Annotated in this window: 13 protein-coding genes, 1 tRNA gene and 1 riboswitch; of the genes, 8 read left to right on the forward strand and 6 right to left on the reverse strand. The window is 41.3% G+C overall.

The genetic code is table 11. The annotated features are described in order from the left end of the window. The first annotated feature begins 353 nt into the window (after window positions 1-353). Complete coding sequence (locus tag AC6I5A_RS03880) at window positions 354-797, forward strand: PilZ domain-containing protein (protein WP_034611923.1); 444 nt, start codon at window positions 354-356, stop codon at window positions 795-797. Window positions 798-1,126: 329 nt separating this feature from the next. Here AC6I5A_RS03880 and AC6I5A_RS03885 read toward each other — a convergent pair whose 3' ends face one another. Next, entirely contained in the window at window positions 1,127-1,582 is a 456-nt protein-coding gene (locus tag AC6I5A_RS03885) for an OB-fold protein (RefSeq protein ID WP_497900475.1), read from the reverse strand. 144 nt (window positions 1,583-1,726) lie between these two features. After that, a complete protein-coding gene (locus AC6I5A_RS03890; RefSeq protein ID WP_497900476.1) occupies window positions 1,727-1,915 on the reverse strand; it encodes a helix-turn-helix domain-containing protein in 189 nt (62 codons plus the stop codon). 146 nt (window positions 1,916-2,061) lie between these two features. Then, window positions 2,062-2,149, forward strand: a riboswitch (cyclic di-GMP riboswitch). Between the two features lie 78 nt (window positions 2,150-2,227). Here AC6I5A_RS03890 and AC6I5A_RS03895 point away from each other — a divergent pair. Continuing rightward, window positions 2,228-2,461 (forward strand): helix-turn-helix domain-containing protein, encoded by a 234-nt coding sequence (locus AC6I5A_RS03895; RefSeq protein ID WP_034611926.1) that lies wholly within the window; start codon window positions 2,228-2,230, stop codon window positions 2,459-2,461. A gap of 79 nt (window positions 2,462-2,540) precedes the next feature. Here AC6I5A_RS03895 and AC6I5A_RS03900 read toward each other — a convergent pair. Together AC6I5A_RS03900 and AC6I5A_RS03905 are read right to left on the reverse strand one after the other, a co-directional pair. Next, window positions 2,541-2,617: transfer RNA gene (locus tag AC6I5A_RS03900), tRNA-Pro, on the reverse strand. A 99-nt stretch (window positions 2,618-2,716) separates the two neighbouring features. Then, window positions 2,717-2,917, reverse strand: a complete 201-nt coding sequence (locus AC6I5A_RS03905) for a DnaJ family domain-containing protein (RefSeq protein ID WP_052167885.1) — start codon at window positions 2,915-2,917, stop codon at window positions 2,717-2,719. Between the two features lie 179 nt (window positions 2,918-3,096). Between AC6I5A_RS03905 and rlmN the strand changes: the two genes are divergently transcribed. From rlmN to AC6I5A_RS03925, 4 genes are all read left to right on the forward strand, one after another. Beyond that, a complete protein-coding gene (rlmN, locus tag AC6I5A_RS03910; RefSeq protein WP_034611929.1) occupies window positions 3,097-4,170 on the forward strand; it encodes a dual-specificity RNA methyltransferase RlmN in 1,074 nt (357 codons plus the stop codon). A 400-nt stretch (window positions 4,171-4,570) separates the two neighbouring features. Next, complete coding sequence (locus tag AC6I5A_RS03915; protein WP_034611930.1) at window positions 4,571-7,351, forward strand: response regulator; 2,781 nt, start codon at window positions 4,571-4,573, stop codon at window positions 7,349-7,351. 9 nt (window positions 7,352-7,360) lie between these two features. Next, complete coding sequence (locus tag AC6I5A_RS03920) at window positions 7,361-8,242, forward strand: CheR family methyltransferase (protein ID WP_497900477.1); 882 nt, start codon at window positions 7,361-7,363, stop codon at window positions 8,240-8,242. Window positions 8,243-8,283: 41 nt separating this feature from the next. After that, window positions 8,284-10,269: a PAS domain S-box protein gene (locus AC6I5A_RS03925; RefSeq protein ID WP_034611950.1), complete on the forward strand. Its 1,986-nt coding sequence runs from the start codon at window positions 8,284-8,286 to the stop codon at window positions 10,267-10,269. Here the strand turns inward: AC6I5A_RS03925 and carB are convergent. Continuing rightward, window positions 10,266-13,493: a carbamoyl-phosphate synthase large subunit gene (carB, locus tag AC6I5A_RS03930; RefSeq protein WP_034611933.1), complete on the reverse strand. Its 3,228-nt coding sequence runs from the start codon at window positions 13,491-13,493 to the stop codon at window positions 10,266-10,268. The genes AC6I5A_RS03925 and carB overlap by 4 nt on opposite strands. Window positions 13,494-13,742: 249 nt before the next feature. On the opposite strand from carB, the gene thyA reads away from it, so the two are divergent. Continuing rightward, window positions 13,743-14,591, forward strand: coding sequence for a thymidylate synthase (thyA, locus tag AC6I5A_RS03935; protein ID WP_034611935.1), 849 nt, complete (start codon window positions 13,743-13,745; stop codon window positions 14,589-14,591). 14 nt (window positions 14,592-14,605) lie between these two features. Continuing rightward, window positions 14,606-15,106, forward strand: a complete 501-nt coding sequence (locus AC6I5A_RS03940) for a dihydrofolate reductase (protein WP_034611938.1) — start codon at window positions 14,606-14,608, stop codon at window positions 15,104-15,106. A gap of 64 nt (window positions 15,107-15,170) precedes the next feature. Here the strand turns inward: AC6I5A_RS03940 and AC6I5A_RS03945 are convergent, their stop codons facing one another. Further along, the gene (locus AC6I5A_RS03945) at window positions 15,171-15,500 is read right to left on the reverse strand and encodes a YtxH domain-containing protein (RefSeq protein ID WP_052167886.1); all 330 of its coding nucleotides are present in this window, start codon (window positions 15,498-15,500) and stop codon (window positions 15,171-15,173) included. Window positions 15,501-16,013: the final 513 nt, after the last annotated feature.

Genomic DNA, 16,013 nt, shown 5'->3' on the forward strand with positions numbered 1-16,013 from the left:
GGAAACTTAACTCCTTACGGAAAACCTTTCAGCCTGTCGCAAATTCATCTTTATCTTCGTAGACCAGCTTCTTTTTATCGGTTACTTGATAATCAACCCGGCAATTGCGCCGGTTAAGACCGCCAGGACAACCGTAAAAAGGATACCGATTACTTGAGCTTGCGCGATCACGGGAACCACGAAGATAGCAATGATTCCTCCCAGGAGTCCAGGCATGCCATATAAGTAGTGAACCCCACAGGAAGCAACGATTTTTAGATGTCTATTAGTAAATAAAAAATGTCCCCAGAGAGATGGACACGGGACTAAAAAAATAAGATAATAAAGTTGTGAAAAAAAGATAAGCGGGGACATTGCAAAATGACTGTAAAAAAGAAAGACGAAATTCTTTTAGAATTAACTTTAATGATTTTTTAAATGGAAAAGCTGAGATCTTATCAATAAATAACAAAAAGATAAATATAAATAAGTTTATTAATTTAGAAATTTTAAATATTAGTGAAGGCGGCTTAAAAACTAAAACAATTTTAGATTTTCCAATAAATATAGTAATAATTTTAGAGTTATCTTTTTATCTTATAGATATAAAATTTAAGTTAAAAGGAATAATAAAATCGAAAAATAAGAAAGGTAATTTTTATGAATATGGAGTTCAATTTATCGATGTTTTAGAATCTGAAAAACAGTTATTAGTTAAATGTTTATTCAACTATCAGATTAAAAGAGTTCGTATTAAAGATTATTATGATTCTGTAGAAATTAATAACTCCGACAAAGATAATACTTGGCCTACTTAGAGTATTGGTAATTACCGTCCCAGCCTATATTCAAAGCGGATTTCTTATGGAGACATTTGGGCAATCTTTTCAGGAGTAAATTCTTGATCTTTTATGACACGAGAGCATGGCATAATTTGCATGGTTAGTTTCGTAAAAATTTGCGATAAGTTAAAGCGAATGAATTATTAAAAGATAGCCCGGTTAATCTTCGAGCTATCTTAATATTTATTTCATGCGGTTTATTATGAGTTTAGGTACGTAAGGGTAGTTTTTATATAAAGAAGTAAAAACTAGAAAGATCTCATGAGGGATGAATGCCTGGGGGCTCATTTCGTGATCCATGGTTTCTACTTTAATATACACTTCTTGACTCCAACATTCATCGATTTTCCTTCAATAACACCCTGCACCGTGACCTTATCACCTTTCTTTAACTCGGCAACCTTGGCAATCTCTGTCTTGTCCTCGAAGAAACACTGGGTACTCACTATGGCAAAGTCTTTTCCGGACGAAAGAGTTACATAAGTTTGATCTAAGACGACTCCAATGCTGTCAACCGTTCCTGCAATCTCTGCAGTTTTGCCCTTGTAGGTTTGATCGGCTTTGACTTCGTTAGATTCATAAGCGGCTGCTAAGTCAACCGCTGTAACTTTAATAACCTCAACGGGTGGCTTAGTGTCAGCCGGCTTGCTTGTGGACTGGTTTGACGTTGGGGCAGTGGTTTTCCCGTTGTCTCCCATTGAGGATGCAATCCCTACAATGACTACGATGGCAACGATTGCAATTAGGATTTTCTTTAACAAAACAAACAACTCCCTCTTTCTTTTTATTATAAACATTTCCACTATTGTTGCGTATTTCCTGCCCCTCGACATTCTTAATTGTTATACGACAATTTACGTAATAAAATAATAAGCCCCCAGCGTTTCTGCCGGGGACTTGCACGCTTAATAAGGCCAAAGATAATCCATGCTTTTGCCCAATGCTTTAGCAATCTTTTGCGCCGTTGAAATGCGAACATCCCTCTGCCCCGCAATAATCTCGCTTAGATAAGACTGCTTAATTCCGGTCCGCCTGTGTAGTTCTTCCTGAGTAATATTTTTCAGCCACATGACTTCCTGTATCTTATTTCGCACCAACATCACCAAAGGAACTATTCCGTATAAAGGCACAATTCCCTATCAATGCGAGGAATATAAGATATATCTAATAATATTCGACAAATAATACAATATGCTGTATAACTAATATAGTAAACTATACCTAGGAGGTGAAAACATAAAAAGGATAAAGGCAAACTCGGTGAAAGCTGAGGACGCAAAGCCGCGAGTCTACAGCTTGAAAAAGGCCAGGATAGTCGGGTTGCCGTGTATAGCGACCGGAGACTACCCCCCTGTTTGGCTTTGCTGGACAGGGTTTTGTTTTTATGTGATTAAAAGGAGGATGAGATGTTTAAGATTACATTAAGGACCGCAAGAGAGCTGAACGGGTATACAGTGGAGGAAGCTGCAAGGCACTCCGGTGTACCAGTAGATATGCTATGTAAATACGAGGTGGATTCTGAAAAAATGCCAATTAGCTTGATTCGCAGAATATTAAATACGTATGGCGCCTCATCAAGTTTTATTTATTTTGGTACCGAAGCAGATTGTATTGAATTCAACCGATCAAGAATGGTATAGTAATTGTGCTGGTCGTATTACTGGTCGTATTGGGGCAAAAAATAGGGAGTTTCTACATAGAAACTCCCTATGATATCAGTGGTCGGGGCGACGGGATTCGAACCCACGGCCTCTTGGTCCCGAACCAAGCACGCTACCAAACTGCGCCACGCCCCGTATTATAAGAACGACTTTTATAGTAACAAATCACTGTAATCCTGTCAAGTTCTAATTTTCAGTTTCAGTAAATCACTTGGGTTCAGTAGAAACGTTTCATCACTTAGAATTTTCCATGTCAGCTAGGTTAAGATAGCCTGAACTCTTCAAAACAGTATAGGCAAATATAAATTCAGGGAGCAAAATATAAATGTTCTCGATCTTTACGGGCTTTCCTACCCCAGGAAGGTCTTTTGATTCACCTTTTGTAATAGCTTCTTGAATTTTCTGTTCAGCTATTATTCTAAAAAGATCTGCCAAGTACGTTCAACTTTCTAATATCAAATTATTACTGCCTTATTACGTTATATATTAACAGAGTAGGGTGGGAACTATCAACTGACTTATCAACATGTAAGACACTGTAAATACGTAATTAAAGAAAGGATGTGGATATTTAGTGGATTTCTTGTTGTACGATATTTTGCTAAAGATAATAAATGAATAAAGAATCCATTTATGGATTGACATTTGATCAACTGGCAGCATGGCTTATGGAATATGGGCATAAAAAGTTTCGGGCATCACAAGTCTGGGATTGGCTTTATAGAAAGCGGGTGACGGATTTCTCAGAAATGATTGATGTCAATCAGGAGTGTCTTCAGTTATTAGCAGATCATTTTGTTCTTCAAACATTAAACGAACACTATAAGCAAGAATCAACGGATGGAACGATTAAGTTTTTGTTTAGGTTAAAAGATGACAATCTGATTGAAACGGTCTTGATGAGACCTAAATTCGGTTTGTCGGTTTGTATCACAACTCAAGTAGGCTGTAATATGGGGTGTAGTTTTTGTGCAAGTGGGTTATTAACGAAAACTCGAGATTTATCCAGTGGCGAAATTGTGGAACAAATTATGAAAGTTCAACTTTATCTGGATAAAATGAAACACGATGAAAGAGTGAGTCACGTTGTGGTGATGGGGATTGGCGAGCCCTTTGATAACTTTTTAAACGTCGTGGATTCTTTACGGATTATTACAGATGATAAAGGATTAGCCATTGGGGGAAGACATATCACCGTATCGACCAGTGGTCTCGTTGATAAGATTATTGAATTCTCCGATACTAATCTGAAGATAAACCTAGCGATCTCCTTACATGCGCCAACTAACGAACTTCGAACGCGGCTAATGAAAATAAACCGAGCCTTTCCCATAGAAAAAATAATGCAGGCCGTTGATTACTATTTGGAAAAAACGAAACGTAGGACTACGATGGAATATATTTTACTCAAGGATTTGAATGACCGTCGAGAACATGCCCTTCAACTAGCTGACCTGATTGGTGCTAGGAGAGATCTCACAAATGTCAACTTAATTCCCTATAATCCGGTGGATGAACATACGCAATATCAAAGAAGCGAGCATCAGACAATGCTGGCGTTTTATGATACGTTGAAAAAGCAGGGCATTAATTGTTGTATTCGGCTTGAACACGGGGCAGATATTGATGCTGCTTGTGGACAATTAAGGAGCAAACAGATTAAAAAAACCGCAGAATGTGGGCTATAGTTATACCATTTCTATCACCGACCTTGGCGAAGATAAGCCTTTTCCCTGGAGACAAACGTGTATTGATGTGGATGAATATCTTTAAGCATGGCGGACAAATGATCTGCCTTCAGAATGTTCAATAATTGCCCGACATTTAAGCAACGAAAGAGGATTACGGCACGTCGCCATAATCCTCTTTCGTTGCCAATTGCTGAGTGCTATAGCGAGTATGGTACACAAGGATAAAAAAATTTAAGTTAGGACGTTAACTTGTCATAAAGCGACATATTTCCAGAAGGAGATTGATTAATAAATGTCGAATGCCTTCAAAGATATTGTCGAAATTTTCGATTAAATTTAAGAGATAATTACATATACCCGCTTGAGATAAATCTATTTTGCTGAAAGGACGAAAAGTATGAGGCGCAAAACGAAGATATACTTAGGATATTTTTTTGATGTGGTTATTATATCAGCACTTATTTTGGTATCGATTTATACTTTAAATCAATCTAATAGAAAAGTAGACGAATCTAAACTGGAGCGTTATCAAAACATTAAGTATTCCAATACAATGCAAGATGAAATCTATAATATTAGCAGGTATAATAGGGAACTTGTTTTACTGGATACGGATAGTCAGGATTTCTTGCAGACGATTGACTCGATCCGGTCTTCCAGGCAGAAGGTAGAGTCGGCGCTGGATTCCCTTGAAGCTTCGGCTATCAACGACGAGATAAGGGTAAAAAATCTGCTCAGCCAGATAAAAACAGCAAATCTCGGTTACACAGAACTGCAGGAAAAGAGCATTGCATTGGTTTCCTCCGGCAAAAAAGCGGAGTCTGTCCGGGTGATAAATGAGGGAGCGTTGGAACAGGGTCAGATATTGAAATATGTTGAGGAATTGAAAAATCTTGAAGATACGATCATGGACGACTTACTGAAGTCGTCGGCCACTGTCAATAACCAAGTACTTGAGTTCTTACTTTTTTCCTTACTGCTGACAGTGTTTGTCGGAGCTGGGATAACCGTTTGGTACATACAGAAGGTTTCGGGAGACCTTCGCAAAGTCTTGACTGTTATGAGCGGTTTTTCCTCGATGGAAGAGCACGTTGATTTGCCGCGCGTCCATATCCGCGCAAAAGGTCAGGTTGGGGAAATTGCCTCTTCCTATAATGAGATGGCCGGGTCCCTGGAAGAACACACCAGGCTTGAAAAAGAATTCCATGATAATTTTGATAGGAAAGTCTGGTTGCAGGCTGCGATCGAAGAAATTTCCGACAATTGCCAGGGATTCGAGGATTTAAATACTATGTCGCACAGTTTGATTACATCTATAACCCCTATGGTCGAAGCAAGTTATGGAGTTTTTTATATCAAAGAGAGACACGGAGACAAACAGTGCTTAATAAAGTTCGCTGCCTATGCTGGTAGTCCACTGGAATCCGTCGAGGCCAAGGAGGTTTTTCAGCTGGGGGAAGGACTGGTGGGGCAGTGTGCATTGGAAAACAGGCGGATAACGTTGGACAGGGTCCCCGGTGATTATATTAAGATTAGCTCCGGCTTGGGCACAACATCACCAAAAAGTATTGTCATACTTCCCGTGGTGTGTGGAGAAGAAGTAGAGGCTGTCATAGAACTGGCATCCCTCCAACCTTGTAATGACCTTCAGATAGAGTTTCTGGAATTTGTGGCCGAAAGGAGTATTGGGATTGCCATACACCGGGTTAAATCCCACATGGAGATCGGAACACTGCTGAAGGATTCTCAGGCCAAAACGGAAGAACTTCAGTCCCAGTCGGAAGAACTTCAACTGCAGCAGGAGGAGCTTAAAACCTTTAATGAGAAGCTGGAGGAGGAATATAAACAATCTGAAAAGAGGGCAATGGAACTGGAAATTACTAAGGTTGCCCTTGAAGAAAAGGCTCAGCAACTTGAAGGAAGTTCAAACTATAAATCGGAGTTTTTATCCAATATGTCCCACGAGTTGCGAACGCCGCTGAACAGTCTGCTGATCCTTTCTCAAATTATGGCGGAGAATAAAGAAGGCAACCTAACTCCCAGTCAAGTAGAACATGTGAAAACCATCTTTTCTTCCGGAAATGAACTATTGACTTTGATAAATGATATACTTGACCTCTCAAAGATAGAGGCGGGCAAGGTCTCAATAAACCCTACCGTCGTGGAGTTAGCGGAAATAAAGGAGTATGTCGAAAGATATTTCCTTCCTGTGGCACGCCAAAAGAAACTGGAATTTAATATTCAAATGAGTGAAGGTCTACCGGAAACCACTTGTATAGATGAACACCAGCTTTTCAATATTTTAAAGAATTTATTATCCAACGCGTTTAAATTTACGGAACGTGGCAGTGTTTCTTTGCGTATCTGGAGGGCGGAAGAACATTTTGTTGCAAAAAATCCCCTATTTAGGGACGCGGAGTGGGTTCTGGCCTTTTCCGTGATAGACACGGGCATAGGAATTTCTGAGAATAAGCAGGAGATGATTTTTGAGGCCTTCCAGCAGGCGAACGGGACAACTGCAAGGAAATATGGGGGCACAGGTTTAGGCCTGACCATCAGTCAGAAAATCGCCGAGTTGTTAGGCGGGCTTATTGACATTGATAGTGTTGAGGGCAGGGGGAGTACGTTTACCTTATATGTGCCAGGCAATAATGTTGAGAAAGAAGGTTCGAAGATATTTTGCGACGAAGCTGCTATAACTAGCGATGATTCTCCTGCCCACGAGACGGAATCTGTTGGGCCCGTTTCAACAGTAGTACGGTCTGAGGACGAATCTCAAGGAGTGGAGAACGGGAACGCGCGCTTGGAAGGCAAGAAGATATTGATTGTGGACGATGATATTCGGAATGTGTTTGCTCTTACCATAGCCCTGGAAAATCAGAAAATAGACGTTGTGGTTGCGGAGAATGGCAGAGATGGTATTGAGGTTTTGCAAAAAAACCCAGACATCGACTTAGTTCTGATGGACATTATGATGCCAGAGATGGATGGATACGAAGCATTAGGCCGCATTCGCCAAATTCCTAAGTATGTGAACCTGCCGATTATCGCCCTAACGGCGAAGGCCATGAAAAACGACAGAGAAAAGTGTATAGAAGCGGGTGCGTCGGATTATATCAGCAAGCCGGTAAATCTGGAACAGCTATTTTCTTTAATTAAGATCTGGCTTTATAGATAGGTGGATATCATGAATACAGAGAAAGAAATGAAAAGCACGGTAGCGGAGAGTTGTAATGAATTAGAAGAAATCGAAATACATCTGCTCTTAGAGGGGATTTACAGTTACTATGGTTTTGATTTTCGAAGTTATGTGTTTGCTTCCATAAGACGCAGAATATGGTATCGCATCCGGGCTGAAAGGTTGAAAAACGTTACTAGCCTGCTTGAAAAGGTTCTGCATGACCCTAAAACTATGGAACGGCTGCTCTCGGATTTTTCAATTCACGTATCAGAGATGTTTCGAGATCCACAATTCTTTAAGTCTTTCAGGAAGAACGTGGTTCCGCTGCTCAGAGAACTCCCTTATGTCCGAATTTGGCATGCGGGTTGTTCCAGCGGTGAAGAAGTTTGCTCCATGGCAATCATTCTCCAGGAGGAAGGGTTATACCACAAAACTAAGATCTACGCCACGGATATGAACGAAGATTTGTTAAGAAAGGCCAAGGAAAGAGGTTACCCTTTAGAAAATATGCGGGCATATAGGGATAACTACCAATTAGCCGGGGGGAAGAATGAGTTTGAGGAGTATTATAAGGTAAGTGATGGGAAAGCAGTCTTTCACCCGTCTCTAACCCAGAACGTTGTTTTTGCCCAACATAACCTGGCTACCGATCATTCGTTTAATGAGTTTAATGTGATTATTTGCCGAAATGTAATGATTTATTTTGATCGGGTCCTCCAAGACCGTGTGCATGGGCTGTTTTATGAGAGCTTGTGCACGCTGGGTATTCTGGGGTTGGGCAAAAAAGAGGACATCGCTTTTAATAGTTATTCTCATTGTTACGAAGCCTTTGATAAGGAAGAGAAAATTTATCGGAAGGTAAGAGTAGTAACGACGTTAGGTCAATGAAAAAAATAAAGGGTTCTAGGGTACCAAAGAATGAGGGAAAAATGAAAATCTTAATTGTTGATGACCACCAAGAGAATTTACGGGCTTTAGAGGCAGTGCTTGAATCGCCAGACTACCATCTGATTTTTGCCACTTCCGGAGAAGAAGCCTTGAAGTGCTTACTGAAAGACGATTTTGCCTTGATTTTACTGGATGTGCAGATGCCGGTAATGGACGGCTTTGAAACAGCCAGGCTCATTAGGTCAAGAAAAAGTAATGAGGCTACACCCATTATTTTCATTACGGCGATTTACCAGAGCGAGGAAAATATCAAGCAGGGGTATTCCTTGGGAGCGATTGACTATATATTTAAACCATTCCACCCGGTAACATTAAAGTTGAAGGTGGAAGCCTTTGTTAAATTGCACCTTCACCGTCAGCAAATCAAGCTCCAAAATGATATGTTGAGGCGAAGGGCTGAAGAACTTAGAAAAATAAACGCAAACCTGGAGTGTACTACTTCAGAATTGCGCAAGGCCGAAGCGCTTGCCCGAGTGTTCGGAGAAACTTGCACGGACGCTTTGCTTACCTTGGACGGGGCGGGTCAGATATTAAATGCTAATCCCGCGGCGACAGAAAAGTTTGGTTATGGCTTTGAGGAACTGTTGAATCAGCATGTCTCCAGGCTCTTACCCGGAGAGAAATCTTCTTTTCTGGGTCAAAAGAATAACCAGATCACAAGCAACTGCAGCCAGGTCTTGGATGCGATTGCCATGCGTAAAGACGGGACAGTTTTTCCAGCAGAGATTCAGGTCGGTGTGGCCAGCATTGGGGAGCAGCAGATACTTGTTTGCTCCGTGCGGGACATTACCGAACGAAAACAGTTGGAGAAGGAGCGAAAAGAACGCTACATTACCCTGGAAAAGCTCGTTCAAGAGCGAACCTGCGAACTTTTTCTGGCCAATGAAAAGCTCAAAGAAGAAATATCAGAACGAAAAAAAATTGGGAAAAGGCTCATGAAGACCAGCCAGGAGCTTAATAATATTCTCGAAAGCATCACGGGTGCCATCTATACCCTAAATCAACAGTGGCAGTTCACCTTTGTCAATGAAGAGGCGGAGAAATATTTCCGGAAGAGGAGGGAAGAATTAAAAGGGCAAGTTATTTGGGAAATCTTCCCTGAATTATCCGAATATAAACCTCTCTTAGAGAAAGCTTTGAACAGGAAGGAAAGTATTAATTTTGAGATCAAAAGTATATTCCAGTATAATCTTCCGTATGAAGTGTATGTTTATCCGTTCGACGAGGGTTTGTCCATTTTACATAACAACATATCTGACCGTAAGATGTTCGAAAAAGAAATGGCCCGCTTGGACAGGTTGAACCTTGTGGGACAAATGGCAGCGGGGATCGGTCACGAAATCAGAAATCCAATGACTACAGTGCGAGGTTTCCTGCAGTTACTGGGGGAGAAAGAAGAATTCAAACAATCTAAGGGCTATTTTGAACTGATGATTGAAGAGCTTGACAGGGCAAATTCCATTATTACAGAATTTCTGAGCCTAGCCAAAAACAAGGCTGTAGATTTAAAACCCATGAGTCTGAACGGGCTGATTGAAAACATGTACCCGTTGATACAGGCGGACGCAATGGTCAGTGACAAGGAGATTATACTGGAACTGCAGGATACAGATGTCTTGCTACTGGATAAGAAAGAAATTCGCCAGCTCATCTTAAACCTTTCCCGGAATGGACTGGAAGCGATGCCAGGGAGTGGTAAGTTGACTATTAGTACGTTCAATAATGGCGATGAAGTCGTTTTGGCCGTGGGGGACGAGGGAAATGGCATAAAGCCTGATGACCTTGAGAAGATAGGAACCCCCTTCTTCACCACCAAAGAGAACGGTACTGGTTTGGGGCTGGCCACCTGTTACAGCATTGCCGCAAGGCATAACGCTGCAATTCAAATTGATACGAGCCCGTCGGGCACGACAATTTCCGTTCGATTTAAGAATCCAGGGCAGAGTGAAAGCACGGTATTTTCCTAGTCTATTATTTTTAAATGATATTCTTGTAAAGAATTTAACGGGGCATCTCTATAGTCATTTTCCGTATAGGCTGCAATTCCTTTGGCACTCGCCAAGGCTGCCGCTATGGTTGTGATATACGGAACTTTATATTTGATAGCAGCTTTACGAATATAGGAGTCATCATGTTGACCGCGTTTTCCGAACGGGGTATTGATCACAAGGTTAATCTCGTGATTTGTAATACCATCGACGATATTTGGACGTCCTTCATGTAATTTATTAATTTTATCGGACTGAATTCCGTTTTCGTTCAGAAACTTATGCGTTCCTTCCGTTGCTTTAATTTTAAAGCCCAGTTTAGAAAATAACTTGGCAGTTTCCAGGGCAGCTGATTTCTCTTGATCGTTCACACTGAGCAGAACAGTTCCAAAGGTGGGAAGGGGAGACTGGACGGCTTCCTGTGCTTTATAGTAAGCAAGCCCGAACGAATCGGCTATTCCCAAGACCTCACCCGTTGAACGCATTTCCGGCCCAAGTATCGGGTCGACTTCCGGAAACATATTGAACGGAAAGACGGCCTCTTTGACGCCAAAATGAGGGATTTTTTTGGTGACCAGACGTTTAACACGGGATTCTTGGCCGGTAACGGAAGCCACCATTATTTCAGTTGCAATTCTGGCCATCGAAACATTACAGACCTTTGACACCAGGGGAACGGTTCGTGAAGCTCGCGGATTGGCTTCCAGAACATAAACCCGGTCATGTGCAATGGCGTATTGCATATTCATCAGGCCGATCACGTGTAGCTCTTTGGCAATCTTTTGAGTGTATTGCACAATGGTGTCAATATGTTGAGCAGAAATACTAATCGGCGGAATTACACAGGCTGAGTCTCCAGAGTGAATACCGGCCAATTCAATGTGTTCCATGACCGTTGGGACAAAAGCGTCGGTGCCATCGGCGATGGCGTCTGCTTCTGCTTCGATAGCGTTCGTTAGGAAGCGATCAATTAGAATCGGTCTTTCGGGAGTAACCCCGACGGCTGTAGCCATGTACTGAATAAGCATGCCCTCATCGTGAACAACTTCCATCCCGCGGCCGCCCAAAACATAGGAAGGACGGACCATCAAAGGATAGCCGATTTGACCGGCTATTGTCTGTGCTTCTTCAAGATTAACGGCCATACCCGATTCCGGCATGGGAATATCCAGTTTCTCCATGATCTGACGGAACCGATCACGGTCTTCGGCCAGGTCGATCGTATCGGGAGTCGTACCGAGAATCTTTACTCCGGCTTTAGCTAGTTCGGCCGCGATATTCAAGGGAGTTTGCCCACCGAATTGAATTATGACCCCAAGAGGTTTTTCCTTTTCATAAATACTTAAGACATCTTCCACAGTCAGAGGTTCAAAGTACAGCTTATCTGAGGTGTCATAATCTGTAGAAACCGTTTCTGGATTACAGTTAACAATAACGGTTTCATAACCTAAATCACGTAGGGCAAAGGCCGCATGGACACAACAGTAATCAAACTCAATCCCCTGACCAATACGGTTCGGACCACCGCCAAGAATCATCACTTTCTGCCGATTAGCAGAATCCTTTGTCTGATCGGGAGCATTGTAGGTGGAGAAATAGTAGGAGGCGTTTTCGACGCCGCTCACCGGAACAGCTTCCCATCCTTCAACAACACCTAAAGCGATTCTGCGCTCCCGGATTTCTGTTTCCGGCAGATTCAAGAGCATGGCTAAATAACGGTCGGCAAAACCATCCCTTTTAGCTTGGATTAACAATTCGTCAGGTAAGTACCCAGCTTTATACTGGAGGATTGTTTCTTCAAGGGAAACAAGCTCTTTCATTTGCTGAATAAACCAGGGTTTAATTTTGGTTAACATGTTGAGTTGTTCAATATCAGCACCTTTGCGTAAGGCTTCATACATGATAAACTGACGTTCACTCGAGGGCTCTGTCATAAGCGTTAACAATTCTTCTAAGGAGCATTGGTGATAATTATTGGCAAAGCCTAATCCGGAACGATTAATTTCGAGAGAACGAATGGCCTTCTGGAAGGCTTCTTTATAATTCTTGCCGATGCTCATCACTTCACCGACAGCGCGCATTTGTGTCCCCAGTTTATCATGCGAGCCGGGAAACTTTTCAAAGGCCCAGCGGGCAAATTTTATAACGACATAATCCCCTGAAGGGGTATATTTATCGAGGGTACCATCTCGCCAATAAGGAATTTCATCAAGGGTCAAACCGACAGCCAGCATTGCTGAAATCAAAGCGATGGGGAAGCCCGTGGCCTTTGAAGCTAAAGCCGAGGAACGAGATGTACGAGGATTAATTTCAATAATAACCACTCGGCCGGTTATCGGATCGTGGGCGAACTGAATATTGGTTCCGCCAATGACTTCGATCGCTTCAACAATGGCATAAGACATTTTTTGCAAGCGTTGTTGAAGCTCAGTGCTAATCGTCAACATTGGAGCTGAACAAAAAGAATCACCCGTATGCACACCCATAGGATCAATATTTTCAATGAAGCATACGGTTAACATCTGATTTTTAGCATCCCGAACGACCTCCAGTTCTAATTCTTCCCAGCCAAGCACGGATTCCTCAACAAGAATTTGGCCAACCATACTGGCGGCGATTCCCCGATTGGCGATCGTCCTTAACTCTTCAACATTATAGACCAGACCTCCGCCCGTGCCTCCCATAGTGTAGGCGGGACGGATAACTACAGGATAACCGAGTTCTTGAGCAATTTTTTCAGCTTCTTCAACATTGTAGGCTGGTTTGCTGCGAGGCATGTCAATCCCCAACTGAGTCATCGTTTCTTTGAAGGCGATTCGGTCTTCACCTCGTTCTATAGCATCTACCTGGACACCAACGACTTTAACTGCGTACTTTTCTAAAACTCCCGTCTTATACAGTTCGGAACACAAGTTGAGAGCTGACTGGCCGCCTAAATTTGGGAGCAGGGCGTCAGGGCGTTCTTTAGCAATGATCTCTGTCAGGCTTTTGACATTCAGTGGTTCTATATAGGTTGCATCAGCCATTTCCGGGTCTGTCATAATTGTCGCTGGATTTGAATTGACAAGTACGATCTGATAACCCAGCTTTCGCAGGGCTTTGCATGCCTGTGTTCCGGAATAGTCAAATTCACAAGCTTGCCCAATAATGATCGGACCGGAACCAATAATGAGTACTTTGTGGATGTCAGTTCGTATTGGCATAACTTTCCCCCCTTCTTCAAGATAAGGTAACTTACTTCATATGGAGTTAACAGGGTAATTATATCATAAACTATGTAATTTTATAAGTGGAAATGAATAATTATGCATAGAAAATATTCTTGGCATTAGGCGCTTGCCTTTTTTCCATAGATAATATAAACTCTGTAAAATTTATATCTTATCCAAGAAGTATAACATTAGTTTAGTATTTCTGAAGAAGATCAAAGAAATGCATGGTATAACAATACCATGAGTGAGGAGTCTATTGTGTGTAAAGCTGATGATATTTTTATTAAAATGTGCAAGGATATCCTTGAAAATGGGATTTCTTCTGAAGGTGAGGTTGTAAGAGCCGTATGGGCGGATGGTACGCCGGCTTATACTATTAAAAAGTTTGCCATTATTAATAGATATGATCTTTCAGAAGAATTCCCCATTCTTACCTTAAGACCAACAAACTTAAAAGCTGCAATCGACGAATTATTATGGATATGGCAAAAGAAATCCAATAATATTAATGAGCTGAATAGCGGAATTTGGGATAGTTGGGCTAATGAAGAAGGGTCAATTGGAAAAGCATATGGATATCAATTGAAAATCAAACACAAGTACCATGAAGGGGAATTTGATCAGGTTGACAGGGTGTTATATGATTTAATAAAGACTCCCTATAGCAGAAGGATTATTGTTAACATGTATAATCATAATGATCTGCATGAAATGAATTTATATCCTTGTGCATATAGTTTGACCCTTAATGTTACGGGCAGAAAACTTAACGCCATATTAAATCAACGTTCACAGGATATTCTTGTTGCAAATAACTGGAACGTATGTCAGTATGCAATTCTTGTACATATGCTGGCACAAGTAAGTAACCTGGAGGTTGGAGAGTTTGTACATGTTATTGCTGATGCGCACATATACGATAGGCATATACCATTAATTAGTGAACTAATCCAAAGGACCCCATATCCGGCGCCAAAGCTGTTGATTAACACCGATAAAAAAGATTTTTATGACTTTAGAGTCGAAGATTTTGTATTAGAGGGTTATCAGAGTGGTCCGCAGATTAGAGATATTCCCGTTGCTGTTTGAAAAGGAGAGTATAGATGAAAGCTATTGCTGCCGTTGATTTGAATTGGGGAATTGGCTATAGAGGCAACTTATTAGAACGTATTCCTGAGGATATGAAGTTTTTTAAGCAGATGACTATAGGTAAAGTTGTGATTATGGGGAGGAAGACATTTGAATCATTGCCCGGAAAAGAACCTTTGAAGGACAGAGTTAATATCGTTCTTAGTAAGAACGAGGGTTTTAATAATAGAAAGGTAACAATATGCCGTACCCTGGATGAACTATTCTGCGAACTGGAAAAGTATAATTCTGATGAAGTTTTTGTGATAGGCGGAGAATCAGTTTATTCTCAACTTTTGTCTTCTTGTACTGAAGCATATGTAACCAGGATAGAGAACAAATATCCAGCAGATAAATATTTCATTAATTTGGATAAGAGTAAAGCGTGGAAATTAAAATCTGAAAGTAATCTGCAAAACTATGGAAAAATTCAATATAAATTTATTAAGTATAGCTTAAGTGGGTGCACAGATTGAGCTGTATCACCTCAATTTTACCAAAGTCACTGATTACTCAGGGGCTTTTACTGTGTAGTAGGGATTAACATTTCTTTGTCAAAGCACCATGCCGAATTTCATCTACCAGTGTTTTCAAATTACTAAGCAATAGTTTTCCTTTCTGAATCCAACTCTTACTGTTCTCAATCGTTTTCTCGGTTTTATCTTCGATATTTTGCCAGGCACTCTGCGCCTTGTCCCTGATTTCCACGGCTTTGTCTCCCAACTTGTGGCCCTGTTCAGTTATATCCTGGCGCAATTCCTGTCCGCTCTTTGGAGCCAGTAATAAACCAAACACTGCTCCTGAAAGACTCCCAATCATAGCCGCTGCAAATACCTTATTTCTCTTTTTGCGCTTATCATTATTAGCCATCTCTAAACATTCCTTTCAAATCGTCCATTTTTTTGCTTCGGCATAGTTAATTTATGCCTTGACCCTTGGAGACCGAATCTACCATATCTGGCACATGTACCTGTTTCGGCGGATGCTACTATACGGCAGAATTCACAGAACTTAGACTGTGGGGGCATACCATCATGGTCACCTAAATGCAGCTCTTTTTTATTATATGCTCCCCGTCGGCAAATGCCTCTTTTTCAGTAGTAGGCTGTAGGGTTTGATAAATTAACAGGCGGAATTTGTATGGATTACTAAGCCTGTTGAAAAATGAACATTAGACAATGAGAGAGCATAAAATGCATTTAGAAAATTATTTAAGTTTTTTTAGAATGCTGGTGGCTGACAATGTTAAACAATGAATTCATTAGGTTAGATAGCCGGAGAGGACAGAACTGTTTATGTACTAGTGTTGTGAAACAACATATGAAGCTGACAGAGACAGTACACGATTATCTGGTTAAAGATGTTTATAGTGTCCCCCTTGTC

The sequence above is a fragment of the Desulfosporosinus sp. Tol-M2 genome, from assembly GCF_059735615.1.